Annotated in this window: 23 protein-coding genes and 1 pseudogene; 19 read left to right on the top strand and 5 right to left on the bottom strand. The window is 41.8% G+C overall.

The genetic code is table 11. The features are described from left to right. Positions 1–18: 18 nt before the first annotated feature. From ACFQ21_RS01155 to ACFQ21_RS01120, 8 genes are all read left to right on the top strand, one after another. Positions 19–1,128, top strand: a complete 1,110-nt coding sequence (locus tag ACFQ21_RS01155; RefSeq protein WP_377573616.1) for an MBL fold metallo-hydrolase — start codon at positions 19–21, stop codon at positions 1,126–1,128. Positions 1,129–1,293: 165 nt separating this feature from the next. Next, the gene (locus tag ACFQ21_RS01150; protein WP_377578241.1) at positions 1,294–1,524 is read left to right on the top strand and encodes a phosphorylase family protein; all 231 of its coding nucleotides are present in this window, start codon (positions 1,294–1,296) and stop codon (positions 1,522–1,524) included. Then, positions 1,525–2,781, top strand: coding sequence for an MFS transporter (locus ACFQ21_RS01145; protein WP_377573613.1), 1,257 nt, complete (start codon positions 1,525–1,527; stop codon positions 2,779–2,781). 148 nt (positions 2,782–2,929) lie between these two features. Then, a complete protein-coding gene (locus tag ACFQ21_RS01140; protein ID WP_377578238.1) occupies positions 2,930–3,247 on the top strand; it encodes a PhzF family phenazine biosynthesis protein in 318 nt (105 codons plus the stop codon). A 468-nt stretch (positions 3,248–3,715) separates the two neighbouring features. After that, entirely contained in the window at positions 3,716–4,297 is a 582-nt protein-coding gene (locus tag ACFQ21_RS01135) for a Crp/Fnr family transcriptional regulator (RefSeq protein ID WP_377573610.1), read from the top strand. A 168-nt stretch (positions 4,298–4,465) separates the two neighbouring features. Then, on the top strand, positions 4,466–5,068 hold the full coding sequence (locus ACFQ21_RS01130) for an isochorismatase family protein (protein ID WP_377573607.1): 603 nt from the start codon (positions 4,466–4,468) through the stop codon (positions 5,066–5,068). Positions 5,069–5,131: 63 nt separating this feature from the next. After that, complete coding sequence (locus tag ACFQ21_RS01125; RefSeq protein WP_377573604.1) at positions 5,132–5,866, top strand: pirin family protein; 735 nt, start codon at positions 5,132–5,134, stop codon at positions 5,864–5,866. Between the two features lie 5 nt (positions 5,867–5,871). Next, the gene (locus ACFQ21_RS01120; protein ID WP_377573601.1) at positions 5,872–6,363 is read left to right on the top strand and encodes a cupin domain-containing protein; all 492 of its coding nucleotides are present in this window, start codon (positions 5,872–5,874) and stop codon (positions 6,361–6,363) included. Positions 6,364–6,451: 88 nt separating this feature from the next. Here ACFQ21_RS01120 and ACFQ21_RS01115 read toward each other — a convergent pair whose 3' ends face one another. The 3 genes from ACFQ21_RS01115 to ACFQ21_RS01105 form a co-directional block, all read right to left on the bottom strand. Continuing rightward, positions 6,452–6,844, bottom strand: a complete 393-nt coding sequence (locus ACFQ21_RS01115; protein ID WP_377573598.1) for a hypothetical protein — start codon at positions 6,842–6,844, stop codon at positions 6,452–6,454. A gap of 377 nt (positions 6,845–7,221) precedes the next feature. Further along, positions 7,222–8,685: an alpha-L-fucosidase gene (locus tag ACFQ21_RS01110; RefSeq protein WP_377573595.1), complete on the bottom strand. Its 1,464-nt coding sequence runs from the start codon at positions 8,683–8,685 to the stop codon at positions 7,222–7,224. Positions 8,686–9,061: 376 nt separating this feature from the next. After that, positions 9,062–9,526: a hypothetical protein gene (locus ACFQ21_RS01105; protein ID WP_377573592.1), complete on the bottom strand. Its 465-nt coding sequence runs from the start codon at positions 9,524–9,526 to the stop codon at positions 9,062–9,064. A gap of 503 nt (positions 9,527–10,029) precedes the next feature. Between ACFQ21_RS01105 and ACFQ21_RS01100 the strand changes: the two genes are divergently transcribed. Then, a complete protein-coding gene (locus ACFQ21_RS01100; protein WP_377573590.1) occupies positions 10,030–10,506 on the top strand; it encodes a 5-fold beta-flower protein in 477 nt (158 codons plus the stop codon). A 469-nt stretch (positions 10,507–10,975) separates the two neighbouring features. Then, positions 10,976–12,226, top strand: a complete 1,251-nt coding sequence (locus ACFQ21_RS01095) for a WG repeat-containing protein (RefSeq protein WP_377573587.1) — start codon at positions 10,976–10,978, stop codon at positions 12,224–12,226. A gap of 90 nt (positions 12,227–12,316) precedes the next feature. On the opposite strand, the gene ACFQ21_RS01090 is transcribed toward ACFQ21_RS01095, so the two are convergent. Together ACFQ21_RS01090 and ACFQ21_RS01085 are read right to left on the bottom strand one after the other, a co-directional pair. Then, positions 12,317–12,649 (bottom strand): hypothetical protein, encoded by a 333-nt coding sequence (locus ACFQ21_RS01090; protein WP_377578295.1) that lies wholly within the window; start codon positions 12,647–12,649, stop codon positions 12,317–12,319. A gap of 135 nt (positions 12,650–12,784) precedes the next feature. Next, positions 12,785–13,030: pseudogene (locus ACFQ21_RS01085) on the bottom strand (DUF3667 domain-containing protein); the annotation flags it as partial. Between the two features lie 137 nt (positions 13,031–13,167). Between ACFQ21_RS01085 and ACFQ21_RS01080 the strand changes: the two are divergent. The 9 genes from ACFQ21_RS01080 (at position 13,168) to ACFQ21_RS01040 (ending at position 26,739) form a co-directional block, all read left to right on the top strand. Next, positions 13,168–13,929, top strand: a complete 762-nt coding sequence (locus ACFQ21_RS01080) for a response regulator transcription factor (RefSeq protein ID WP_377573582.1) — start codon at positions 13,168–13,170, stop codon at positions 13,927–13,929. Positions 13,930–14,173: 244 nt separating this feature from the next. Continuing rightward, a complete protein-coding gene (locus ACFQ21_RS01075) occupies positions 14,174–15,856 on the top strand; it encodes a GH39 family glycosyl hydrolase (RefSeq protein ID WP_377573579.1) in 1,683 nt (560 codons plus the stop codon). Positions 15,857–15,939: 83 nt separating this feature from the next. Continuing rightward, positions 15,940–16,323 (top strand): hypothetical protein, encoded by a 384-nt coding sequence (locus ACFQ21_RS01070; protein ID WP_377573577.1) that lies wholly within the window; start codon positions 15,940–15,942, stop codon positions 16,321–16,323. Between the two features lie 87 nt (positions 16,324–16,410). After that, a complete protein-coding gene (locus tag ACFQ21_RS01065) occupies positions 16,411–18,765 on the top strand; it encodes a TonB-dependent receptor (RefSeq protein ID WP_377573574.1) in 2,355 nt (784 codons plus the stop codon). Positions 18,766–18,785: 20 nt separating this feature from the next. Then, positions 18,786–20,372 carry a PepSY domain-containing protein gene (locus tag ACFQ21_RS01060; protein WP_377573572.1) on the top strand — a complete coding sequence of 529 codons (1,587 nt, stop codon included), beginning with the start codon at positions 18,786–18,788 and terminating at the stop codon, positions 20,370–20,372. 344 nt (positions 20,373–20,716) lie between these two features. Continuing rightward, a complete protein-coding gene (locus tag ACFQ21_RS01055; protein WP_377573569.1) occupies positions 20,717–22,624 on the top strand; it encodes a DUF4859 domain-containing protein in 1,908 nt (635 codons plus the stop codon). 202 nt (positions 22,625–22,826) lie between these two features. Beyond that, the gene (locus tag ACFQ21_RS01050; protein WP_377573566.1) at positions 22,827–23,693 is read left to right on the top strand and encodes an AraC family transcriptional regulator; all 867 of its coding nucleotides are present in this window, start codon (positions 22,827–22,829) and stop codon (positions 23,691–23,693) included. A 91-nt stretch (positions 23,694–23,784) separates the two neighbouring features. Next, the gene (locus ACFQ21_RS01045; RefSeq protein ID WP_377573563.1) at positions 23,785–24,669 is read left to right on the top strand and encodes a nuclear transport factor 2 family protein; all 885 of its coding nucleotides are present in this window, start codon (positions 23,785–23,787) and stop codon (positions 24,667–24,669) included. A gap of 537 nt (positions 24,670–25,206) precedes the next feature. Then, entirely contained in the window at positions 25,207–26,739 is a 1,533-nt protein-coding gene (locus tag ACFQ21_RS01040) for a LamG domain-containing protein (protein ID WP_377573561.1), read from the top strand. Positions 26,740–26,789: the final 50 nt, after the last annotated feature.

Raw genomic sequence — 26,789 nt, 5'->3', positions numbered from 1 at the left:
TAACTAAAAGCAACTAACATGAAATCCGAGGAGTTAATCATTGATGTATCCACTTTGTCTCATTGGCTCCAGGAAAAACGTCCTGTGACTGTTTTAGATGTAAGGCCAATAGAGCAAAGAGAAGAGTGGGCAATAGCAGGAAGCGTTCATGCCGATATATATGACAAATTGAAAAGTGGAGATCAACATGTTTTTGATGATGTTCAATTGAGACATGATCAGCCCGTTGTTACGGTATGTGCTGCAGGGAAAACCAGCTTGATAGCCGCTGAACTGTTAAGGCAAAAGGGATATCGAGTCTATTCTCTGAAAGGAGGTATGAAAGAATGGAACTTTGCTTTCGACACAGCCGAAGTAATTTTGGGAAAGGTAAAAATTATTCAAGTAAGACGCTCATCGAAGGGTGTCCTATCATACATTATTGGATCTGATGATGAGGCATTGGTTATAGATGCAGCGCTTGATCCTCAGGTATATATGGACTTGGCAAAAGCGAATAAATGGACTATCAAGTATGTAACAGATACTCATATACATGCTGACTATCTTTCGCGTACTCGCGAACTGGCCCAGACAAGTAATGCAAAACACTTGCTGATAAATACTGCTGGCGTTAGTTATCCATTCACGCCTATAAATGATGGTGACCGACTCAAGGTTGGTGATGCTATTATTGAAATTATATATAGTCCCGGGCATACAGCTGAAAGTACCTCTTTCAAACTAGGAGAAGATGCATTATTTACAGGCGACACATTGTTTACTGACGGAGTTGGTAGACCGGACCTGAAGGCCAACACTGATGAAGTCATTACACGTGCGAAGCTTCTTTATCATTCTATACACAAGCTATTAAGCTTGAATCCAGATACACTGGTGCTTCCGGCACACCTGGCATCTACTATTCCATTAGATGGTAAGTTGATTGCCGGGAGTATTAAAGATCTAAAGAATAAACTCCAGATGCTGACGTTCGCAGAGGATGAGTTTGTAGACTATACCCAATCACGTATACCACCTACACCTCCCAACTATCTCACCATTGCCACACTAAACAAACAGGGTTCGTATGAAGGGTATAACCCAGCGGATTTGGAAGCAGGGGCTAATCGTTGCGCGATTGCTTAAAGAACTTTTATGACTTCGCCGGTGAATAAAAATTATAATGAACAGTCCGTTTTCCTTCCCGAGAATTTACTTCATAGTCTTTTAAGAAGACTGCAGGCGCTTTTTACTTCTGTTCATGTACCTGTATAGCCCGGAAGAAGTTGGACTACAGGAAGCGATAGCAGAATTTGTTTCGCGATAAGGGGGCATCACGCTCAAAGTTTAGGAGCAGACTGTGTTGAGATGGAAGCGTCAGCATTGTATGCTTTTAGTCGGGTCCAATCAAAACCGGTAGTATGTTTCGCGCATATAACAAATTCGATGGCTCAGCAGAACGGTGACTTTGAGAAAGGAACAGAAAATGGCAGTCTCACATCACTTGAATTAGTATATCAAACTGTAAAACTTCTGAGTTAAATGGGTAACGAAATCAAACTTGGCCTTAAGGAAAATTGGAAGCAATTCACCTTACTGGTAATCGTCAACGCTTTTGTAGGAGGGATGATTGGCTTAGAGCGTACGATTATTCCACAAATTGCTGAAGTTGATTTTGGCTTAGAAGCAAAAACTGCTGTACTATCTTTCATCGCTGTGTTTGGTACCACGAAAGCCACCACCAATTACTATACAGGCACGTTAGCGAATCGTTTTGGAAGACGAAATCTGCTCTTAGCTGGCTGGGTATTAGCGTTGCCAGTTCCACTGCTCCTGATTTATGCGCAAAATTGGAACTGGATAATATTAGCGAACATCTTTCTTGGTATCAGTCAAGGGCTCACTTGGTCAAGCACAGTCGTAATGAAGATTGACCTGGTTGGAGAAAAGAACAGGGGCTTCGCTATGGGACTAAATGAATTTGCCGGATATATAGCTCTAGCTGCTATTGCCTTTGCTACTGGCTGGATTGCCAGTCGTTATGGACTTAGGCCATACCCGTTTTATATCGGGGTCGGTTTAGGTTTCTTTGGATTACTTCTTAGTTTGTTGTTTATAAAAGACACGCATCAGCATGTAAAACTCGAAGCTACGTCAAGTAAAATTCCGTTATTAAAAAATGTCTTTTGGGACACTACCTGGAAGCACAAAAATTTAGGCTCCATTACGCAAGCTGGTCTTATCAATAACTTGAATGATGGAATGGTATGGGGACTATTTCCTTTATTACTTGTATCAAAGGGATTCGATCTACATCAAACCGGAATTATCGTTGCAACCTATCCAGCAGTTTGGGGGGTGGGGCAACTTTACTCAGGCAAACTTGCAGACAAGTATTGCAAAAAAACTTTGCTATTCATTGGTATGCTTACGCAGGGTGTTGCTCTTCTTACCATGATTGTAGCAAATTCTTTTTTTTGGTTCATGTTGTTATCTGCCTTACTTGGAATTGGTACTGCTGTAGTATATCCGACTTTCCTTGCTGCAATTGCAGACTATACTCATCCGGAACAACGGCCGAAAAGTATGGGTATATTTCGTTTGTGGAGAGACCTTGGTTATGCTATAGGAGCTATCCTTACTGGATTAATAGCTGATCGTTTTGGCTTACTGGCCCCGATACTGGCGATCGGATTTCTAACTGTAGCATCCTCGCTTATCGTGAAATTCAGAATGAGTTGTGCAGAGATGAAAAACGCGGTATCAGACTTAAAATTTCAACTTTCGCCTTGTCACTAATTCAACCTTCATGAAAATTTTATTTCAACTTAATGATGCTCTTTATTGGAGGAGACTCGATCACCAGCGCACAGCCTGATCAGAAAACAAAAAACGGACAGCACAATATTGGCGAAATGCTGACCATCATTTTGACAGGGAAGAAGATATAAAAAATATAAAGCCAGCTTTTGATGTAATTTCAAAATTGAATAGTCGTGGAGTTATTATCACAGCTAAAGGAAACAACGTTGATTTCGTATCAAGGTTTTTTGCACCTCAAGTTGGTGTTAACGAAGACCCTGTAACAGGTTCAGCTCATACAACATTAACGCCATATTGGGCAAAACAACTTGACAAAGAAGAATTTACAGCGATACAACTTTCAGAGCGTAAAGGGTATTTACTATGTAAGTATTTAAATGAGAGAGTTGAAATTAGCGGAAAAGCAAAGCTATATTTAATAGGAGATATATACCTGGATTAAAAAAAACTAAAAATTGCGGTTTGTCTATTGTTTTGTTCTAATATCTTATCCGTAACAAATATTCAAAGGACTAAGTAATTGTTCGTTCTTTCTTTGTAACGTAAGTATGCCGTTCGGTGGATACCAAAGCAATTCATTGAATGCTTTAACAGAACATATCGGGATGCTAAGTAATTCGAACCTCTTATATATAGTGTTAGTCTCCTTCTAAAAGTTGATAATTATTTATATAGACATTAGATCATTTCTTACGCCCCATTGATAATGAGGTGTAATTCATTCTCTGTCTATATATAGGGGAATATTTTGGAGCTCGGTTTTTCAGTTCAGATAGTGTGCCTGCATTAAATGTGTTCGAGGCTCTTGGCTAATACTCCGTGGATAATCGCCGGATAATCGTTTACTTTATCTGATACAGTAAAAATTGCGCATTTTTTTTGAACTTTGATTCTCTTGTAAAATAGCAATATGTACGAAGCTCTTTTTGCCTATATTAAGCGTTACAGCAACGTCCCGCTCACATCAAATGAAATAGAAATCATTCATAAATCGTGGGTGCCACAAAAGCTAAAAAAAAGAGAGACCTTACTACACCGGGGAGAAATTTGTAAACAAACAGCGTTTATTGTAAAGGGTGCTATGCGGCAGTATAGTGTGGACGATAGTGGCAATGAGCATACAATTCAATTAGCAATCGAAAACTGGTGGATCGTTGACCGTGAAAGTTACCTGATGCGCACTCCCTCTGTATACAATATAGAAGCATGGGAAGACACACAGCTACTTATTTTAAAAAGAAAAGAGTTAGAAGACATTCTTGAGTTTCCCGCAATCAAAGAAATGTTTTGGCATATGGATCAAAACAATTATATCGCTTCACAAAAACGATTAAATGATGCCATTAGTCTAACAGCACTAAATAGGTATGAGAATCTATTGAAGTACTATCCGGATTTTGTGAAACGCTTTCCGCAGCACATCATTGCGTCTTACTTAGGTATTAAGAAAGAAACTCTTAGCCGAATTCGGAGTCAGCTTTCCCAACAATAATTTTCCTGGTATCGAAAGGAATTTACTAAACTCTTTTTTCTTGCTTCTTCGCCCGGTTCTTTAATGACATATGTCATCGTTTCAAGCTTTTTGGTTGAGGTAAATTTGTGTTATGAAATCATAAAAAATGATTTCAGGTACATAACGTTCAACTAAAAAGTTAATAAAATGAAACTGTTCAAAAAGGAAGACACTGTAATGTTACTCATCGATCATCAAACTGGTACACTTAACTTTTGTGCTAATAGACCACATGAGATGATCATCAGCAGAACCCGAGCCCTGGCAAAACTGGCGAAGGCACTTAATATACCGGTTGTGCTAACCAGTAGCCAGGAAGATCAAGCTCAAGGACCATTATTACCAGAGTTGCAAGAGCTACTTCCAGAAGCGTTTGCTAATCGTGTGAAAAGGGCCGGCATCACCAATGCATGGGCAGATGAGAACTATAAGAGTGCGGTTTTAAAAGCTGCAAATGGCAGAAAAAATGTAATCATGGCCGGCCTCACTAATGATGTATGTATTGTATGGCCTGCTATCTCTTTAAGAGAAGAAGGATTTGACGTTCAGGTGGTAATTGATGCAGGTGGTTCACCAACCCAAATTGCAGATGATATTGCTCAACAAACATGGGAAAGCAAAGGTGTGCGTACTACTACATTTAATCAGCTGATTTCAGAATTGGTACATAATTGGGCAACTGAGGACGGACAGAAAACCTTACCAATCATTTTTGAAGAGATCATGTCCAAAGTAGGGCAGTTCGCATAATTAACATTTAAAAAAGAACCGAGGACTGGATCTCCTTCGGTTCTTATTAAAGCATTTAAAAGTATGTTACAAAAAATAAATCGTTCGGTTTTTATGGGTAATGGGCCGATCAAGATTCTGTATCCAGGTTTAGTGGTTTCGAATTCTGATACCGGAATTGGCAGTATTGGAAGAATTGATCACCCGGAAATTCATGGAAGAACTACTATACCCATGCATCCACATGTTAATGATGAAATCCTTTCTTATTTCAGAACAGGAATAGCAAAGCATAAAGATTCAGAAGGTTTTGTTGAGACTATCGGCAAGAAAAAACTTATGCTCATGAAGGCGGGAAAGTCTTTCTACCATGAAGAAGTAATTGATGGACAAAGTGAACCACTGGAGGGATTACAAATCTTCATTCGTCCAGGAAGAAAAGATCTGAAACCAGAAGTTGTTTTTCTCGATCTGGAAGAACTGCACAGTGAAAGTAAATGGCGTTTATTGGCTTCCCCCAACTCTGAGACCATCTTTCAATTTAGCAGTGAGACATGGCTCTACGATATGAAACTCCTGAAAGATAAAAGCTCAACGCTTCCGCAATTGCCAAAAAACAATCTCACACTTTTGTTGTACGTCTTCCATGGTGAAGTTGAAATCAACGGCAACGTGGGCTTAGAGAAAAAAGAGAGCCTCATTATCATTGATGAAGCAATTAACATAACAGCAGTAAAAGATGCAGAATTGGTATTATTTGTAACGGACGAGAAAGCCAACGTATTCAAAGGAGGTATGTATAGTGGAAACCAAAGATGATTGATATGGAAACCAGTGTTAAAATCGTAGATAAAAATGAAGGCGAACTATTGGGAGTTGCTGGTGGCAACTATCGTATAATTATTTCAGGTGATGAAACGGATGGTAACTATGCAGTAATCGAGATGTTGGTTCCTCCGGGCGGTGGCCCACCGACTCATGCTCATCCCGATACCCAAGAGATGTTTTTTCTGGTGGAAGGTGTACTTGAATTTAAAACCGAGAAGGGAAAAACTACGGTGAAAGAAGGCGGATTCATCAATATACCATTTGGTGGTGCGGTGCATTGTTTTAAAAATGAGTCTGATCAAATTGCGCGCATGCTATGCACTGTAGTCCCTTCTGGTTTAGAAAAAGTATTCCAGGAAATAGGTTCACCTGTTCAGCACGGGAAGTTTTTACCTGTGCCGGAACTCTCTGAAGAGCGAAAGGAATTCCTTAGGCAAATTGACGAGAAATATGGCCAAAAGACATATCCAAAGAATTATCTGGATTGAAGACTCCTAGTGTGTGAGACTTAACTCTACAATAGCACAGTGACTTAGTTTCTCTCATTTTTTAGTCAGGACTATATAGTGTAGTGTGTCATCTCATGATCCACTCAACTGCAGAATCAATATTATCAAAGTACCCCATATCTACAGCTTGTTCTTGTACTGACCCTATTGTTTCTTCAACAGACATTTTTGTAAATATATCTGTTGGTACTATCAGCGCGATTCGATTGTATCCAACTTCCCGAGCTTTCTTATACCAGTCGTTTGCCGACCATTGCTGATCGTCTGGATGAATTGCGCCAAGAAATGTTGTATCAACAACGAGCTTCCCTGTATTGAATTTCTTCATCGCTGCAAGCATAGCGTCCAGACCTTCTCTGAACTCCGCTGATGTCGGAGTAACTATCCACTTCGATACGACCGACAGCGCTGCTTCATTGTAGCCTATTGTTAGAACCTCGTTTTTTAAATACTCTCGCATAGGTGTTAAGGCATTATTTGAACGACTAAAATCCTTGCATTGACCTTAACTTGCAATACCTAACTTGGGGTATTGATTGGCTGAGATGGCCGGAGGTAGATTGTCTGCTGCCGCTTATTTTGTGTCATACATTTATTGATAGAACATTGGATAGTTTGTGATGTATACTATACCGATACTAATTATAGATGACGATATTGGCGACATCGACATTTTGAAAGAACTGATGTGGTCAGCAGAATGGTGATTTGTTGTCTATGAGTTTAGAACCATTCATTGTGTCTGCAAGTTCACATTAAATATTTTTAATCAGCAAAATTTAAGATTTGATACATCAACCTTAAAGCAATGTCAGTTCTGGTATATTGTATAGTATATTACTTTGTTATTGGCTGTTTATATACTCCAAAAGTATGTAAAGCTGCACTTGCCTGGCCTTCTGTGATGCGAAGTCGAACATATTTTGCTCGTACGGGCTTGAACCTGACAAGCCATTTATATCCTATAGATTGTTTGTCGGTAGCTTCAGGAATAGGGGTCCACTTTTTCCCATTGATGGAGTAGTCAACGGACCAGCGTGTAGTACGTTGGCCGAGTTCTATCACTTCCTGTAACATAAGCACATCAAATACCTGCGGTGAGCCGAGATTGAATGTTAACGTATCGGTTGAAAAACCCTCTGCAGATGCATAGTATGTGTTTTCAGTGCCATCGATGAGGTTTGTAGGTTTATATTTTTCTCCTCGTGGATGCATCGCTTTGACGCTGGCCTTGCTGGCCAAATTGTTTTGAAAGGTAGCATTGATGAGATACCGCAGACTGTCTGTACGCTGTGCATCGACTGATGAGATCAATCCTTCCTTGTTGGGGGCATAGTTTAAAAGTAAAACGCTGTTGCGCCCCACCGAGTTAAAGTATATATCCCATAATTCTGTGACGGTCTTAACACGCTTGTCTTCTTCCGGATGATAGAACCAACTGGGCCGGATCGATACATCTACTTCGGCAGGTATATATGCCTGGCCATTTATTTCGCCATGATTCAATTCTTGTATATGGCTGGATTCATCGCGTATAGAAAATGGATTTATAGTCGACCAGCAGGGATCGCCCGAGAAACCGGATTCATTTCCAACCCATCGGCAGTCCGCAAAACGATACGAGTTCTTGGTTCCGAATATGACGCACTGTGGTTGATGTCTTCGAACTGTATCAGCCCAGCGTGTATAGTGTGATGTAGTCAGTTTATCAGCTCCGGCACCATCCCACCAGATCTCCCATATAGGACCATAGTTCCGTAACAGCTCCGATAGCTGGCTGGCGTAGTAATCGCTATAGTCATCCGTACCATAACGTGAATCATGACGATCGTGTGGTCCAAGATATATAGCAGCTTTTATGCCTGCCTTTTTACAGGCATCGGTAAACTCTCTCACAACATCGCCTTTGCCTTCTTTCCATGAACTATTTTTTACAGAATAGTTAGAATGTTTCGTGGGCCAGTTACAAAAGCCATCAGCATGTTTGGCTACCAGTATACCTGTTGTTATACCGGCTCGCTTCAAAACACTTGTCCATTGGTTACAATCCAGTGCCGCAGGGTTAAATACTTCCGGGTTCGCAGTGCCATCACCTTCATTATCATTGGTGAATGTATTCATTCCAAAATGGAAGAATGCAATAATCTCACGATGATACCATTCTATCTGTCGAGCATTCGGTACCGGACCCACGGGTTTGGGGGGAGCCTGTGCAGAAGCCGCGATCGGAAAAGCTGCCAGGCAGCCTGTGATATATATACATGCGATGGTCCGGAGACTGGTGATTCTTATTACACGCATAGTAACTTGGTTTCATAATTAATACAACTAACCAGTTAATTACCCTGACATCCACAGCAACGCTACATCAAAATTATTGGATGGACTCTCTGCTGAGGTAATCGCCCTGAAGTAATGTGTGCGTAACCAATGAAATCTACCAGCGCGCATAATATCGCGATTCCATAACTTTGCCTTTCACTTTTATCTCCTCATTTGTTTGGGTTTGAAGAAAATCATGCGCGGTGTTGATGATACAATTTTGAGATGCTTGGAACAGTCGCGCAGGCCGCGATAGGACTTCTAGAAATATAACTGTACATTAAATTTGGTGCACAGTATTAAAATGCCTTATAGGGGTAAGTATATAATTTGGCTGGATTGTATACATACGCTGTCACTTACTAAAAGGAAGTATTCCTCCCTGGTGAAGAGTGCCGTCCAGGAGATATGAGCTAATTTGTGTGTTACTACATTCGCTTCGCTGCAGAGAAGGTGTGCAATACTCCACCTGTGAAGGTATATCAGTAATTTCGCTTAACCGTCTGTTCGTTTTGGTAGTCGGGAAGTAAAATTCATAATCGTATTCCGATGTTATTTTGAAATTTACTTTATCTGGGCTTGGGGTAATCAGAAAGACATCTGTATCACGGGTATATACGTAGAGAGCGTTATCCGGTGTAATAAGCCATTCACTAACAGGTTCGGTATAGTTAGTCCCCTTCTTAAAACTTCGTACTTCAATATTTTTTATTTCGTCATATTCAAATCCGAAAACCGTAAATTGATACTGATGATACGGTCCGCAGTCAATTTCTCTGCACTCCTCGCAACCGGAAAGTATACATAGGAGCAGGCACAATACCCATAGTTTAGCGACCGCTAGTTGGGAAGGAAATAGTCTTCGTTTTAGCATTATAGCTTAGCCCTGGTTTTTAAGAGTATGATTATAGCGACATCCCACATTTATTGCGGGTAAGCGGTAACCGCAATGACTTTGATTGGTGTGCAAACTGCTATGATTTTTACCCGTGGAGTTTCCTGTTAATTTGTATTTCATCACTGGAGGATAATAACGGGCATGTAAAGTAATAACAGCAGATGAAAAATATATTACCATTTTCATCGTAGGACGTAATATTTTTGATATAAGATTTATATATGACAAAATTATTGATAGCCTTGTATCCGGTACAATACCTGAAAGGCCTTATTTAGTTCTACTGGTTTTCAGGTATTCTTCGATAGCTATTGAAACGGGGCAAAAGATAAGTATGACAAAGATCATATTTCAGACCGTTTAAAGTCAGGTGAATACACTGGTGTTATTATAATCTTTACTGAGTACTAATTAAATATACCATTATGAAAAACAAGATGCTTTTAATGATGATGTTAATGGTAGTTGCATTTTCATTTGTTAACGCGCAAGACAAACCAGCACAGCAAAGGGAAATGCCTCCGAAGCACCGGGGCATGCATCCACGTTTGCAGGCGGATGGAACTGTAGTCGGTGATGATGGCAAAACATTGGGGTCGATAAAAAATGGAAAAGTATGTGACCAGTCCGGGAAAGTAATAGGTATTATTTCTGGGCATGGCGATGTGACTACTTCCAGCGGAAAAATGATAGGCAAAATTCAAAAAGATGGAAGCTATAAATCCATGAAAGGTCATGTAGTAACTACTGATCCGGATGGAGTTGTTAAGGTAGCAGGAAAAGAAGTAGCAAAAGTAGAAGCTGGTTACAAAGATAAATCTCATGGCTGTGCACTCCATTGTTTCTTTAGTTCAGATAATAAGGATAAAAAGGAAATTGATGAGGATGTAAAGAACCAGTAACGGGCTGCCTACAACCAGGCGCGTTTTGAATTCTCTGACTTTGGTAGCGATAGGTGTTAAATGAAGACGGTTGAAAGAGACATCAAGCAGGTTCCTTAAATATAGTGCTACATTTAAGAGACATACAGCCATATAGAGATGTAGCCTTCGTTACTGGCTATAGCAAGTTTCCCCGTTCACACGCGATGGGTCAAAGAAGATGCTTGCTTTTTGATCAAGTGTCGTAATGGTATGCATATCTTCATCGTGCTGTTTTACTAAAAGATGTAAAGTGTGTTGACTACCGTGGAGGTGATCCGCTCCCTTAGGTATACATTAGCAATACATCTCATGGCTGTTTTTGAATAGAATCTTTATTTATAGCTTTCTCGTAGCGATGTAAAGTACAAGTGATCAGGAGCTTGTAGTATCATGGCAATTTCATTTTAGTAAATTCAAATACGTATCTTTCAAAACTATTTTGAATGGCATGAAACGAATTTTATACCTGCTCTGCTTTTTTTGCACACTTGCTAGTTATGCGCAGAAGCAACTCTATCCATACTCTGACGGAACAAAGTGGGGTTTGACAAATGAAAAACTGGAAGTCGTTATGACGCCTCAGTTTGACAGACCCCCTCGCATTGTTAAGGCAAAATTTGCAGTTGTACAAAAGGACTCGAATTTCGGGGTGGTTAACCATAAAGGAAAAACAATCCTTCCTATTCAGTATAGCGAACTTATCGAACTTGATGGAAAAACGAGCCTGGCGATACTGAATGGTAAGTATATTTTTATTGATCTGAAGACCTGGCGGCAAATTTCACAGTTTGATTACGCCAGCGATTGTAAGTGTCCGGAAAAACTTCATGTTGTAACGAAAGATGGAAAAACTGGATTCCTGAATATTGTTACCAGGGAGTTTGTTGGTGGTTTGATATACGAAGATGTGTCTTTGTTAAAATATTATCCGCGCAAAGGTAAGGCCGTGCGATTTCCAGGTCTGGCCGAAGTCAGGAAAGATGGAAAGTACGGTGTGTTAAACTTATCAACGGGAACGAACTTTCTGGATACGAAGTACGATCGTATCAATGGAGTAATTGAGAATGGAAGAATGTTTATCGATGCTTCTATAGGCATAGATCAAAAGCGCTTTGACTTGAAAGGGAACGAAATTCACGTAGAACAAACTGTAGTGGTTGCAGGAGAGGAAGTAATTTCTGAACCCACGGCCGTCTATCAGGAAGAAGAAGATAGTGAAACAACGACAGACCTGTATGCAGCAGGGAATATTGGACAAGAAGGTTGGACGGTCACGATCGAAAGAACCCGTGGAAAAAAGACGGAGGTCTTGGAGAGTCATTTTGTAGATGGCTATGAAATTGTAGGTAAGTTATATTATGATTCAGCAGAAGGACCAAGCACAGCCCGGATTAAAGGTGTTAAAACGAATCCGAATATTAGCATATCCGTGATGGATATAAAGGGAAATGTTCTGGCGAGATTTGACTACGACAATATCGAATATAAGAATGGCTGTTATACAACACGCCTGCGTGGGAAATACGGATTAGTGACTACAGACTTTGTTGAAATAAAAAAGCCGGTACTTGAAGATGTATTTGAAGATGATTATTATAATCCCGGTATAAATGCCCTGTTCATCGAAATGCCCAGTGGCCAGCAAGGCTATATGGACAAGAAGACCGGGAAGATATTTATTCCGGGTGTCTCCCAATAATAGCTGGGTGCCATGTTCACTATATATCTATAGATTAATGTATGGATAAGTTACCCCCTGCACGTGCTCTGCTCACAAAACTGCTGTTACTCATGATGCTATAAAGTCAACCAGCATCCCTAAAGCGAATACGAAAAGAGAGAATGTGGCCATTCCTAATATATAGGCACCCAGTGCCTTGAAGTAGCTTGCTACTCGCGTCTTATCAAAGAAATGCCCGATTGCCCACGTACAATAGGACAGCCCCAGGATACTTGATATTTGCATCAGGTGGATTCCTGTAAATCCTTCGATCATGGCAAAAACAGAAAAGATCAACATCCCCATGCCCATCACAAAACATAACAGGATCAAGATCTCAAAAAGATTGTAGCCCTGTACTCTGTAGAAGAGTTTCAGCCAAAGTGCAATGAATATGCCCATGATAATATTTGTGTAACCATAATGACTTTGAATCCAGTTGTAAATTAACACGGAAGGAGAATTCTTGGGTCCATTATAGTTAACGTAGCCTTGTTCAATATGGAATAGATGATCTATGGTAGTATATATCAGCGAGGTTACGATGATAAACAATACCGGTTTTACAAGCCTGCTTCTGTCCGTGGTTATAAACGCATGAATACTTGTGCCAGGCCTGAGCAATAGTTCCTTAATGGTATACAAGATGCCTTTCTCAAAATGTAATACGTGCTGAATTTCATGTACGATGTAATGCCAGTCAACTCTGTTAATCTGTACAGGCAGGCCGCAGTCACAGCAAAAGTTACTGGTAACTGTAGCGTTGCAATTTCTGCAATTCATGGTTGTTGTGCGTGTAGTAGGTTGGTTTTCCATCCGGGAATATAGTTTCATGTAAGGGCTTATATTCGTAAAAATCGGTATAAGACGATTTTCAAAGCCTACACTTTAGTGTAGATTTGTTGAACACCATCGTTAACATGAAAATTAACAGTAACTCAACCTTGCTCACCAAGAACCACATCGGGAAGATATCGGACGAAGAGCGCCCCGAACAGAATGATTACCTGGATGCTGTAAGAGCTTTTGCCCGGTTAACCTACGAGAGTGTATATATCATTAACTACGAAACGATGACTTTCGAGTACGTTTCAGAAAATCCTCTCTTCTTATGCGGATACTCACCAGACGAAGTGATGAAGCTTGGTTATGAGTTCTATTTCAAAAATATTCCGGAAGATGATTTGATATTACTGAATACTATAAACGAACTCGGATTTGATTTCTTTAAAGATCTGCCCGGTGAGGAGAAGATACAGTATAGTATAACCTACGATTTTCACCTTGTTAATGGCGATGGTAAGAAGACGCTGATCAATCACAAACTTACGCCGCTGCTTCTGACGAAGGACAAAAAAATGTGGAAGGCCATGTGTATCGTTTCCATTTCACATCATAAAACTTCGGGTAATATTTATATATACAAGCAAGGCTCTAATGAGACATGGGCGTTGGATTTGAAAGACAAACGCTGGCATAAATCAGAGAAGCCCCGCCTTACCAACAGGGAAATAGAAGTACTGCGTCTTTATGCTCAAGGATTATCAATTAATGAGATCGCAGCGAAAGTGTCGGTTGCTCCTGATACGGTGAAGTATTACCGAAGACAGATTTTCGATCGCTTAAATGTAAGCACAATAGCGGAAGCTCTTTCGTATGCTGTAAATAGTAAGATCATGTAGATGCTATAGGGCTACTGATTCGCGTGGTTGTTATTCTTCTATAGGTATTGAGAAAAGCATGCATACTACAATATTGCTTAAGCATCCCGCACTGATACTATCTTAACCAGGTTTACCGGGCACGAGTAAAAATAGTTTTCATCATTGGAAAAGCTTTCTATATTTAGTAATGCAAAATTTGCACGTATATAGGTTTTTCCTTGCGGTAGACAATTTTGCCACTCCCATATATATATCACGCTGCATGAACAGACTAATTATTATTCTCGTATTCACTACTGTGGGCTTGCTGTCTCAGGCATTTGCACAGAGTACATCACACCAGATTACCGTTGATCTTAAAAAGATTGATTCACCGTGGTCAACAGCGTGGACACATTTTGGTTATGATGAGCCGAACTATACCTATATGAAGGATGGGAAGAAGCTGTTGTCGGAACTTGCAGCGCTGAGCCCGGTGCCGGTATACGTGCGGGTGCACAATCTTCTTACCACGGGCAACGGAGAGGCTGCACTCAAATGGGGATCCACTAACGCCTATACAGAAACTAAACGTGGCAAGCCGGTATATAACTGGCAGCTTGTGGATAGCATTATGGATGTCTTTGTAGAAAGAGGAATGAAGCCCGTGGTAGAAATTGGATTTATGCCCGAGGCATTGTCAAGAAAGCCACAACCCTACAGGCACACGTGGCAACCGGGTGTAGACTATAACAAGATATATACCGGGTGGGCGTATCCACCTGCTGATTATAAGAAATGGGGCGAGCTGGTATATCAATGGGTAAAACATTCTATGGAACGTTACGGTAAAGATGAAGTATGCACGTGGTGGTGGGAGGTATGGAATGAACCGAACATTGGCTATTGGCAGGGAACACCGGAAGAATTCAACATGCTATACGACTACGCAGTTGACGGTGTGAAACGTGCTATGCCCGAAGCAAAAGTTGGAGGCCCATCCTCTACAGGACCAGGTTGGAATAAAGCAGCCGACTTCCTTCGAAACTTTTTAAAGCACTGTGAAGAAGGCACAAATTACGCGACAGGAAAGAAAGGATCTCCGCTGGACTTCATCAGCTTCCACGCTAAGGGGAGTCCTAAAGTAATGGAAGGCCACGTTGTGATGAATATGGCAACGCAGTTGAACGATGTTGCCAAAGGTTTTGATATCGTGAGTAAATCTGTGTTTAAGCAATTGCCGATCCTGATCACGGAGTTTGATCCGGAAGGATGTGCAGCTTGCGGAATGGCTACGAATCCTGAAAACGCTTACCGCAATGGTACGATGTATTCGAGCTATACCGCTGCATCATTCACCCGGCTCTATGATCTTGCCAAACGCTACAAAATATACCTGGAAGGTGTAACCAGTTGGTCGTTTGAGTTTGAAGGACAACCCTGGTTTTATGGATTCAGAGATCTGGCCACCAACGGTGTGGACAAGCCTGTGCTAAATGTATTTCGCATGTTCGGAATGATGAAAGGCAATCGCATCGAAGTGGAGAATAGCCATGAGATAGCACTTGATAGTATACTTACAAAAGGTGTACGAAAAGCTGTAGATATACATGCTCTCGCCACGGCAGCCGATGCTTCGATGGCGCTGATGGTTTGGAATTATCACGATGCCGATGTTCCGCGCGCGGAGACGGAAGTAGTACTGAATATCAAAAATATACCGGCTGAAAGAGTGATGTTGAGTCACTTTCGCATTGATCGTGATCACAGCAACGCATACGAAGTATGGAAGTCGATGGGCTCTCCGCAGAACGTGAATGAGACTCAATTCAAGATGCTTGAACGTGCAGGTCAGCTTGAACTCTTGAAATCACCCGAATGGGTAATCACCGACAAAGGACATGTATATATATCTGTTACATTGCCCGCGCAGGCGGTGTCGCTGATAAAGCTCGAATATAAATGAGAATCGCACCAGGGTTGAATGTCATTTCAGAAGGTGATTTTGATCATTAGCATTTTTGATATTCGTTGTTATCTTTGTCCCCGATGATGAGAAAGATTGTCATTTTCGTGATCCTGGGTAGTATGATTCTGCATTGTGCCAGTCGTGTGGGATTGCTTTCTTATCTCTATCAAAACCGGAACGAGATAGCTTACACCCTGGGATTAACAGACGAGCTCCCCATTGCCATGTGTAACAGCGATTATGATTTTGATAAAGGACTTACGATTCAGTCTGCCGATCATGACGAGACAAGTCAGCGTACCTTTCCCGTGGCCTTTGAGATCAAGTTGTTTTTTGATTCCGATAAAACACAAGCTCCTCTTCGCATTCAAACACCTTTTCGTGCTGAATATATTCCGGCTGTAAGCCGACTCCTTCAGGGTTGTCAGCAATCTGTATTTCGACCTCCTGTTTATCAATCTTAATGCCGGTCAGCATTCGCTGATGTATTGATCCTTCCTTCTGTGGCAGGGTCTGTTATTTATTATTCCATATATACTTTCATTCTATCCATGAAAAAAATTCTATATGCCAGTATAGGGCTATGCCTATGCTATATTTCGGCATTCGGCCAATATAAAATAGAAGGCGAAATCTACGATGCTGAAACCAAAGAACCGGCCGTAGGTGCTTCGATACAACTAACCAATAGCCCGGGCGTTGGTACTACCAGCAACGCAGAAGGGTTCTTTCAGTTAACTAGTTCCGAGCAATATCCTGAACTGATCGTGTCAATGATCGGCTATGAAAATCAGCAAGTAAAAACATCCGATGCACCGATTCGTATTTCAATGACCCCGCGTGCAGAAGAGATGCGGACAGTAGTGGTAACTGCGAACCGCGAAGCCAGTTTACGAACGGAAACCCCGGTAGCTATATCGAAACTGTCCACCAAACTGATTGATGAGACAAAGCCCACACAATTGGTCGAAGCACTTAACAAGGTACCCGGAGTACTGATGGTAAACCTTAACAATGAACAGCACTCCATGGCTATACGTCAGCCCATGACTACTAACGCATACTTTTTATACCTGGAAGATGGCGTGCCGATACGGCCGCTGGGTGTGTTCAATCATAACGCATTGCTGGAGATTAATCAGTTTGCCATCAGTTCAGTGGAAGTGGTAAAAGGCCCTGTGTCTTCTATCTATGGAGCGGAAGCTATAGGAGGTGCCGTTAACTTTATTATGCAACGACCCACCACTATGCCGACTGCTAGAGTAGGTGTACAGTTTGATAACTTCGGATTTCGAAGAGCGCAGTTCGGTGGAGGCGCACGTACGGGTAAATTTGGTATATATATAGGTGGCGTAAAGAGTGAGCAAACCCATTCCTGGATGGCTAACTCCGACTACGATAAGACTTCCGTTAACGCGCGCCTGGAATATCACTTCACATCCAATACACGCCTGATCGGTAATTTTATGTATGGTAAATATTTTTCGAATACAGCCGGGAGTGTAGACAGTGTTGCGTTCTTCAGTCGGCAATATGTGAGCACAACCGATTTTACCTATAGAAAATCAGATGCAACGCGTTCGCGTCTTACCCTTGAACATGATTGGAGCAACGGGTCTAAAACTTTTGTAACACTCTTTAATCGTTACAATAAGCACGGACAAAATCCTTCGTATGGTATTCGATGGAGTCCTACACCAAGTGCAACCAACGACCCTTCAACAGCAAGAGGCGAAATCAACTCCAATAACTTTACAAGCTATGGCGTGCTGATACAGCATAGTCAACAGTTTGCTTTTATGGATTCACGGTGGATCACCGGTGGAATGGTTGACTATTCTCCCAACGACTACTGGTCTTATCAGATCGATCTGAATGCACAGCTGCGTGCTGATGGCAAATCGGTGGAGAAATATACCATACGCCAGGAGCGACCGGATATTAAACTGGCAGACTATGATGCTGACATCAAGAATGCTGCAGGCTACCTCCAGTATGATTTTTCACCAATTGAAAATCTTCGGTTCTCTTCCGGGCTACGCTACGATCGCATGGCATTTACCTATAACAATTACCTCGATGCCTCTGCCGGAGATAAAGTGTATAGCAAGTTTACACCCAAGTTAGGACTAACGTATGATCTTGGCAGAGACAAAGGTATATACGCTAACTATTCACAAGGATTTTCACCGCCAGCGCTGACAGCTATTTTCAGGAAGCGTCCGAATACCAATCCCGCAGAATTCTATTATAATCTGAAGCCCGCGCAATTTGAGAACTATGAGATAGGAGGGTGGGCCGTGTTTATGAAGAATAAGATATACCTTGATCTGGCCTTATACCAGATGAAGGGCACCAACGAACTTTTAAATATTCGACAACCGGATAATTCAACGGATTACCAGTCGGCCGGGAAGACGTTGCACAGAGGTATAGAACTCGGACTCACGGTAAAACCTTCACAACAATTCTTCTTCCGCTTGGGTGGCACTACTGCGCTGCATCGCTTTGAAGATTTTCAGATCAGTACAAAATCTACCGATAAGTATCAAAACCTGGCAGGCTACGATATGCCTGCTGCTCCCCGCTGGACGTGGAACACGGAGTTTTACTACTATCCCCAATATATACCGAACCTGCGCACATCTGTGGAATGGCAACATGTGGGTGGCTACTATCAAAATCAGATCAATACTATTCGGTATGAGGGATACGATGTTATTAACTACCGGATAGGCTATAAATGGAAATGGATCGAAGTATATAGCAATGTGCTCAATGTTACGGATGTACTTTACTCTACCAACGCAACGCGAGGCAACAACACTACCGACCGAACTACCTATACGCCTGCGGCACCGCGCACATTTGTGTTTGGTATACAGTATAATTTTTCTGTTAAGTAATTCTGACGATGAACAAGTACATGAAAAATAATTCAGTAACATCATTCAAAGCGTCATCGGCAGTAGATGATGAGGCTCAGCCGGTATCGCCCGTAGTTTCAGATGTAGTCAAGCGTAACATTTTCAAGTGGCATCGTGTTATTGGTTTGATTACAATCATTCCTGTAATCTTCTGGTCGTTGTCCGGTCTCATGCACCCGTTCCTGTCTCATTGGTTCAAGCCAACCATCGCGCGCGAATTTATGATGCCTGTGCCTGTGGATACAAGTCAGATCAAGTTGTCGGTACAAAAGGTGTTAACGCAAAATCGAATTCATGAATTCAAAAACTTTCGCTTGGTAGCCTTTAACGGAGCAACCTACTACCAGGTAAAAACGGTTGACGGATCGCTGCGGTACTACCATGCTGCTACCGGTATATTTCTAAAGGATGGCGACCAGCAATTTGCAACCTATATGGCACGCTATTTCCTGGATGATCAAAGCAGTAAAGTTAAATCACTTGTTTTGCAAAAGGAATTTGATCAACAATACAAGTATATTAACCGCTACCTTCCCGTATGGAAGGTAAGTTTCGATCGTGCAGATGGTATGGATGTTTACATTGATACATCGTCCGGGCGCATGGGTACTTTTAATACAAATGCGCGGAAAGCCTTTCTATTTGTCTTCGATAATTTTCACAACTGGTCATTCCTGGAAAATATATCCAACGATACAATGCGAATCAGTATCATGATCGTTTTGTTAACCGTTATACTTTTATCTGCGATCACCGGTATTACTATATATGGATTATTCTGGAAGCGCTTCCGGAGATTAAACAGCACCAATGAGAAGAAAGGTATACGAAAGTACCATCGGCAAATTGGTATAGCCACCGCCTTTATTACACTAACCTTTAGCATGAGTGGAGCGTTTCATGCTGCGCGCAAATTGGAGCCCAATCTGTTGCCGGCCATGGTGTATGAGCCGGTTGTCCTAACCCGCGAGTTAACGGTTGCAACCACAGCTCTGGCTGTTGATTGGGAACGGGTATATACTATATCCGTAGTGCGAAAAAGCAAACGCGACTACTTCCAGGTATTCTACACCAAGACTGACGATGAGCCCGCACAAACTATATACATAAATGCCGCGGATGCCAGCGTATGGCAAAATGGTGATATGGAATATGCGAAGTTTTTAGGAAAGAAGTTTCTGGAAGTATTAACGAACAAGACCTCCATGACGGCTGCCTGCTGTGATGAGATGGGTGAATCAACAAATACTGGTATCGATGAAGACGCAACGCTCTTGAAGACTGAAAACGTTTCGAAATTTGAAAGTAGGGAGTATGGATTTGTATTTAAACGGCTTCCGGTGATCAGACTTGCCTACGATACTCCGGATGAAAGTACGCTTTACGTTGAGACTTCGACTTCAAGACTTGCTGCTGCCATTAATAACGGTGATCGTTTGGAAGGATATACCTTCGCGATCTTTCATAAATTTCTATTGATGGATTGGGCGGGTAAAAATGTGCGTGACATTGTTATGATGTTCTCTGCGTTTGGACTATTGTGCGTATCTGTATTGGGCCTGCTTGTTTTTCTGAAGAAGGCCTGATTGTTGCCCGCAGAGGGCGCAGATTAACGCAGATGAAATACAGGTAATTCTGTAAATGTCTGCGTAAATCTGCCTCGATAGTTATCGGGTGCGCAGAGATATATAACACCCGTTATGTGGTACGCTTTCTGTTTTATTATTCCACAATTACCACAGTTGCAGAACGCGATATATCTTACATTCGAAAGTAAAGCGTATACTTTTGCTGAAATAATATCGGCACCAGTTAATATCCGTAAAGTACTTCTTGTCGCTTGTTGCTACATTTAAACAATAATAGGTTGATGATGATCCATCAATCTATTTGCTTCCTTAAATATAGTCTGAGCACTAAACCGAGTTAAATGATGGAATCTCTTTACAAAGCAAAGTATGGTCGAATCTTTCACCACACGCACCTATACTTCACCTTGATTGTGGTACTGTGTTTTATGATCGGGGGATGTAACAACGAAGATAACGATCCTGCTACAAACACTTCGAATACAGATTCCGTATCCACGTTTGATCCTTCCAAGGTTGATGTCAGCAAGATCTATATACCGAATGAGTTGAAGACTAACGATTTTTACAAAGCAGAAAGTAAGTGGTATTACGGACGCAGCAAACAGTCGGAACACTTTATAGTTTTCTGGGCGGCCGGGTATGGTGATAAAGATCCGGGCTCCACAGCAACTCCCGAAGCTTACCGCGTTGATATTACAGATTTACTTGAGAAAGCCGAGTCGTTTTACGATTTGAATATCAGCGATCTGAAATTTGCCGAGACAGGAAGCGGTAAATCCAATCTTGATAAATACAAGATGCTTATCTTCCTATACTATCAGACTGATTGGCTGGCTACCGGCTCCGGTTATGACGATACAATTGGAGCGTTGTGGGTAAGTCCAAGTACATGCAAACCGGTAGGTTCTGTTATAGCACACGAAATAGGACACAGCTTCCAGTACCAGGTGTTTTGTGATCTGGGAGGAACTTCAGGCTTCCGATACGGTTTTGGTGGCAATGGCGGCAATACATTTTGGGAGCAGACTGCGCAGTGGCAATCATTTCAAAGTTACCCGACTCAAGCCTTCACGGACTCTGATTTTGAAGTATATACTTCGAATTATTTCCGACACATCTGTCACGAGGCACAGCGCTATGCGAGTTATTTTGTTCATTACTATTGGGCAGATAAACATGGTCGTGATATAGTGGGGAGGGTATGGCGGGAAGCACAGGAACCGGAGGATCCGATTCAGGCTTATATGCGCATTACCGGTATCAATGTTACGCAGTTGAATGACGAACTATATACCGCGGCTACACGGTTTGTTACATGGGACCTCGATGCACTTCGTGAACCAGGTGCAAACTATATCGGGGCTCATTCCTATAAATATACTACACGGGACGATGGAAGCTACCAGGTAGCGTACGATCATTGCCCGTCAACAACCGGGTATAACGTGATACGACTGAATGTACCGGCTGCCGGGACAACCGTATCGACAGCCTTTACAGGTCTTGTAAATGAAAGTGGTTTCAACCAGGTTGATGATGCTGGCAGAGCAGGCTGGCGCTACGGATATGTAGCGCTATTGGAAAACAACACACGCGTATATAGCGACATGTACCAGGGCACAACCGGCATGGCTACCTTTACGGTGCCGGAGAATTGCAGTAAACTTTGGTTCGTTGTTACCGGTGCGCCCAATACGTATACACCACATGCGTGGGATGAAGACAATACGAACGATGATCAGTGGCCGTATAAATTGAAGTTCTCGAATACGGATATGTATGGCAATGTTTCCTTTGATGGTACGGAGACTCCGCAAAACGTTACGTTTACCTATAACGTGAGTTTCCCCTATAGCGAAACGGTTTATAATGGTGCTACCGTAAAGATGGATGACGATGTCACGGAATTGGCAAAATCATTTGTCATGCAGCCATCAGACATTACCAAGGCAATGGGTAATAAAATAACATTCAATGCTGTTGAGAGCAGCGGAAGTCTCAATGCCACGACAACGGCCAGCGGCTACGGACATTGGTTTAATGCGAAAGCTAATGTATGTGCATGGGGTGCTGAAGCAAAAGTGTTTTCTGAATTTGATGCATCGGCTTTCTCATTCTCTATCGGACAATTTCCCAAGCAATGTGCAGCAGGCGATAAATATACTGTAAAGCAGGCCTTGGTGTATGAGTATGAAACAGGTAAAACCATTCAGGCAACATTTGTATTTAACATTACGCTGCAGTGACGGAATATAGCTGCTAGTTTCTGGCCGCTAACGGTTGGGGAGAGGCAAACGAGTGTGAAAGGTAGTGGGTATATTCTGTGTATTCTAGCTGCGAAAATCTGCCCCGATAGTTATCGGGGGGCAAAGAAACGCGCGGCAAAAGGAGAAGCGGTCAACGTGTGAATTCGTAAACTTGCAATTTGTACATTACTTTGCCTCTTGAATGAAAGACAGTATCACGCAATACAAGTTTAAGCCCGGCATGGCGCTGGAGTTTGAGGTACTCTCTGTTAACGATCTGTATAAGAAGCATAAAGACATTCTCACATCTCCGCATCGTGCTGACTTTTATAATATACTCTGGATTCACAAGGGGAGTGGCACGCACCTGGTAGATTTCGTACCGGTAAAGTTTAGCACAGATTCAATCCTGTTTATTAATAAGGGGAGAGTCCATTTCTTTGATCCATCTGAGAAATTTGAGGGCACCCTGATCCTCTTCACCGACAACTTCTTCTGTCGCGATGAAAGTGATATTAAGTTCCTGCGCAGCACAATCCTCTTTCACGATCTGTTGGATAACGCAGCGCTGAAGGTCCGGGAAGGAAAAGATTCTCTCCACAATATACTTCAGCTGATGAAGAATGAACTGCAACAGACTGATAAAAAATTCCATCACGATGTTCTGCAAAATCACCTGCATAATTTTCTGATGCTGGCCGATCGTGAAAAACGAAAGCAAGGCTTCACCGAAATATCCAAAGGTGCTGATCTTGACTATGTCATGTTGTTCAACGAACTGCTTGATAACCATTTTACAAAAGTACGCTCGGTAAAAGAGTATGCCGATAGGATACATATCTCGGAGAAACGACTGAGTAAAGCCACCGCAAAAATTCTGGGTAAATCTCCGAAGGAAATTATAAATGATCGCGTGTTGCTCGAAGCAAAACGATTGCTTGTACATACCAGTCAGTCAATCAAGGAAATCGGATTTCAACTTGGCTTTGCAGAGCCCACTAATTTTATCAAGTATTTTAAACAGCAAACCGGCACCACACCTTCCGAATTCAGAGAATCCCATCTCTGATCTGCTGTTCCGAAAAGTATCATTCAAGGGAGTATTTTGATCTTTTGTAGCGCAGTGCGTTACGGCACCTTTGTATCGTAATCCATACGATATGAACTATAAATCAAAAACATTATTCGTGCTGGTATCCCTTTTACTGGTTGCTGCTTCCGCTATAGCCCAGAAGAAAGAGCGCGCCCAGACTGTAAAGAATTCTCCAACCGTAAAAACAGAAACAATGACAAAGAAAGAAAAAGTAGTAGCGTTACTGAAATCCATTGAGACAGGCGCGCCAGAGCCAGTAGGGTATATTAATCCCAACAAATATATTCAGCATAACCTCGGAGCTGCCGATGGCCTGGCAGGTTTCGGTGCGTTGCTGAAAGCTTTGCCTCCTAATTCTGCGAAAGTAAACACCGTACGTGCTTTTGAAGACGGCGAATTTGTATTTACACATACAGACTATAATTTCTTCGGACCAAAAATCGGATTTGATATTTTTCGTTTTGAAAATGGATTGATCGTTGAACATTGGGACAACCTGCAGGAAACTGCAAAACCTAATCCAAGTGGTCATACTATGATTGATGGCCCGGCCGTATCAACCGACCTGAACAAGACAGAAGAGAACAAGAAACTGGTGAAACAGTTTGTAGAAGATATACTGGTGAACGGTAAAATGGAAAAGCTTGCCGGATACTTCAACGGTGACAACTATATTCAGCATAATCCACTGATTCCGGATCAGCTTTCCGGACTGGGTAAAGCACTGACCGAGTGGGCCAAGCAAGGAATTACAATGAAGTATAGCAAGATCCATAAAGTATTAGGGGAAGGTAATTTTGTGCTCGTAGTGAGCGAAGGTCACCTGGCCGGCCAGCACAATTCGTTCTATGATCTTTTCCGGGTTGAAAATGGCAAGATAGCTGAACATTGGGATACGATTGAGCCGATTCCTGCTCAGACAGAATGGAAGAACAACAACGGTAAGTTCTGATGTATATATAGACTTTCTTTATAAGAGGGCTGCTTCGCGCGGCCCTTTTTTATTTTAAATCCGGCACGATGTTGCTGAAGAGTATGTAAATATTCAATAAAAAAAATCGGCAATAGCCCACCCGTTGACCGATTGTATATCTCGCGTTTGAACATCTTTTTAGGTTTGATTATTTAAAGTGTTGAATAGCTTCTAGTTGGTATAGTAATTTTTGTAAGCATACATTTATATATACCTGTAAAATTAAAGTTTGCCTTTTCTATACGTCATTCAGAAATACATGCGTTATTGAAATAGTTTTTGGAGTCATTCACCGTATCTCAATCTATACGTGTTGACTTTTAGCCTTCGTATATAGTTGTACATTAAAAATGTTAGCAAGAAAAACGACAAACAAACTCTTTACCCTTTACCAGGAATATTCCAGGAATGTTCGCTGAAGGACAACTTGTGCTATAGTATAGCAAGTTGCTCACGCGCTGTCTGTTAGTTTTAATCAAGATTTACTTTCAAACCTACTATTCTATCAAAAACGTTATGACAAATTCATTTAAGCATTTGTACTCCCTTATTTGTATCGCGTTGTTGGTTGTTACATCCTGCGAAGATGTACAGATCGATAAACAAGATGCTATCCCTTCACCCAATGATGTTGCCAATCCGTCTGCCCTGGCTTCTGCCAGACTTGTGCCTCCATCGTGTAATAACCGCGCTATACTCCTGGATGGCGTTGATGATTACATTGACTTGGGCGACATTATGAACACAACAACGTTTCCCATCAGTGTGGCGGCATGGGTAAATGTAGACTCAACGAAATCTACTACGTCACCTATATTTGTAACACAGGATCACAGCACCATCTATAAAGGCTTCTGGTTTGCAGCTACCGGTACACATCTGTTCGCTGAATATGGCGATGGTCGTGGTGGAAATAACCCTGCTTACCGAAAAGGAAGATCTGCCAATGTTGGTGTGATGAACAACGGCTGGAAATATGTAGCGGCTGTTCTCAACGGTGTAAACGATGTTAAACTATATATTGATGGTGTAGATATAGGTGGTGCAATAACCGGCAGCTCTACTTATACCATGAGCACGAATGATCCTGCAACTGCAAAAATTGGCAAGAAGTTTATCAACGGTGTTACTTACTACTTTAAAGGACTTATTGATGATGTATCGGTATGGAGTAAATCGCTTAGTGTTACCGAGATAAACCAGTATATGAATCAGAATCCTACAGGAAGTGAAACCAACTTGATCGCGTACTGGAACTTTGATGAAAATGGCGGGACAACCGTGCAGGATGCATCACCGAACAATTATGATGGTGTTATTAATGGAGGAGCACAACGGGTAGCATCCAGCGCACCGAATCATTGTATCAACGGTGCAATAACATTGGACGGTACCAACGATTACATTGAGCTGAATGATATCCTGAACACCACTACATTCCCGATCAGTGTGTCAGCATGGGTAAAGATTGATTCAACCAAAACCGATACCTCACCTATATTTGTTACACAAGACCACCTCACAGACTATAAAGGTTTCTGGTTTGCCGCTACCAGCACACACCTGTTTGCTGAGTATGGTGACGGCCTCGGAGGAAACAATCCGTTATACAGAAGAGGAAGATCTGCGAACGTAGGCAATATCAATACCGGTTGGAAGTATGTGACGGCTGTTCTTAGTGGTGTAGATAATGTTACGCTATACATCGATGGCGTAAATATAGGAGGCGCTGTTACCGGTGATTCTCAAAATACCATGAGCACCAACGACCCGGCTACTGCGAAGATCGGTAAGAAATCCATTAACAGTGTAAACTATTTCTTCAAAGGCACAATCGATGATGTATCGGTATGGAGTAAATCTCTTACTGTAACCGAGATCAATCAATATAAAAATCAATTGTTGACAGGCAATGAAAGCAGCCTGATCGGATACTGGAATTTCGATGAACCATCCGGCAACACTGTATTTGATTTATCGCCCAGCAATTTTGATGGTACACTTGTAAATGGTCCTGTACGCGTAACCTCGACAGCGCCTAACCATTAAGATATACTCTGTAATTATAACGAAGAAGGACGGAGTATCGCTCCGTCCTT

Source organism: Ohtaekwangia kribbensis, from assembly GCF_042676245.1.
Lineage (GTDB): Bacteria > Bacteroidota > Bacteroidia > Cytophagales > Cyclobacteriaceae > Ohtaekwangia > Ohtaekwangia kribbensis.
The sequence above is the reverse complement of the archived record's forward strand: the minus strand, read 5'-3'. Positions and strand labels throughout refer to the sequence as shown.

Excerpts from the sequence above, each read along its gene's own strand:
- ACFQ21_RS01155 (WP_377573616.1), top strand. The coding sequence starts at position 19 with ATGAAATCCGAGGAGTTAATCATTGATGTATCCACTTTGTCTCATTGG.
- ACFQ21_RS01110 (WP_377573595.1), bottom strand. The coding sequence starts at position 8,685 with ATGCGTGTAATAAGAATCACCAGTCTCCGGACCATCGCATGTATATAT.
- ACFQ21_RS01130 (WP_377573607.1), top strand. The coding sequence starts at position 4,466 with ATGAAACTGTTCAAAAAGGAAGACACTGTAATGTTACTCATCGATCAT.
- ACFQ21_RS01075 (WP_377573579.1), top strand. The coding sequence starts at position 14,174 with ATGAACAGACTAATTATTATTCTCGTATTCACTACTGTGGGCTTGCTG.
- ACFQ21_RS01040 (WP_377573561.1), top strand. The coding sequence starts at position 25,207 with ATGACAAATTCATTTAAGCATTTGTACTCCCTTATTTGTATCGCGTTG.
- ACFQ21_RS01125 (WP_377573604.1), top strand. The coding sequence starts at position 5,132 with ATGTTACAAAAAATAAATCGTTCGGTTTTTATGGGTAATGGGCCGATC.
- ACFQ21_RS01090 (WP_377578295.1), bottom strand. The coding sequence starts at position 12,649 with ATGGGCATATTCATTGCACTTTGGCTGAAACTCTTCTACAGAGTACAG.
- ACFQ21_RS01050 (WP_377573566.1), top strand. The coding sequence starts at position 22,827 with ATGAAAGACAGTATCACGCAATACAAGTTTAAGCCCGGCATGGCGCTG.
- ACFQ21_RS01055 (WP_377573569.1), top strand. The coding sequence starts at position 20,717 with ATGATGGAATCTCTTTACAAAGCAAAGTATGGTCGAATCTTTCACCAC.
- ACFQ21_RS01120 (WP_377573601.1), top strand. The coding sequence starts at position 5,872 with ATGGAAACCAGTGTTAAAATCGTAGATAAAAATGAAGGCGAACTATTG.
- ACFQ21_RS01045 (WP_377573563.1), top strand. The coding sequence starts at position 23,785 with ATGAACTATAAATCAAAAACATTATTCGTGCTGGTATCCCTTTTACTG.
- ACFQ21_RS01135 (WP_377573610.1), top strand. The coding sequence starts at position 3,716 with ATGTACGAAGCTCTTTTTGCCTATATTAAGCGTTACAGCAACGTCCCG.
- ACFQ21_RS01095 (WP_377573587.1), top strand. The coding sequence starts at position 10,976 with ATGAAACGAATTTTATACCTGCTCTGCTTTTTTTGCACACTTGCTAGT.
- ACFQ21_RS01080 (WP_377573582.1), top strand. The coding sequence starts at position 13,168 with ATGAAAATTAACAGTAACTCAACCTTGCTCACCAAGAACCACATCGGG.
- ACFQ21_RS01065 (WP_377573574.1), top strand. The coding sequence starts at position 16,411 with ATGAAAAAAATTCTATATGCCAGTATAGGGCTATGCCTATGCTATATT.
- ACFQ21_RS01100 (WP_377573590.1), top strand. The coding sequence starts at position 10,030 with ATGAAAAACAAGATGCTTTTAATGATGATGTTAATGGTAGTTGCATTT.
- ACFQ21_RS01145 (WP_377573613.1), top strand. The coding sequence starts at position 1,525 with ATGGGTAACGAAATCAAACTTGGCCTTAAGGAAAATTGGAAGCAATTC.
- ACFQ21_RS01070 (WP_377573577.1), top strand. The coding sequence starts at position 15,940 with ATGATGAGAAAGATTGTCATTTTCGTGATCCTGGGTAGTATGATTCTG.
- ACFQ21_RS01060 (WP_377573572.1), top strand. The coding sequence starts at position 18,786 with ATGAAAAATAATTCAGTAACATCATTCAAAGCGTCATCGGCAGTAGAT.
- ACFQ21_RS01115 (WP_377573598.1), bottom strand. The coding sequence starts at position 6,844 with ATGCGAGAGTATTTAAAAAACGAGGTTCTAACAATAGGCTACAATGAA.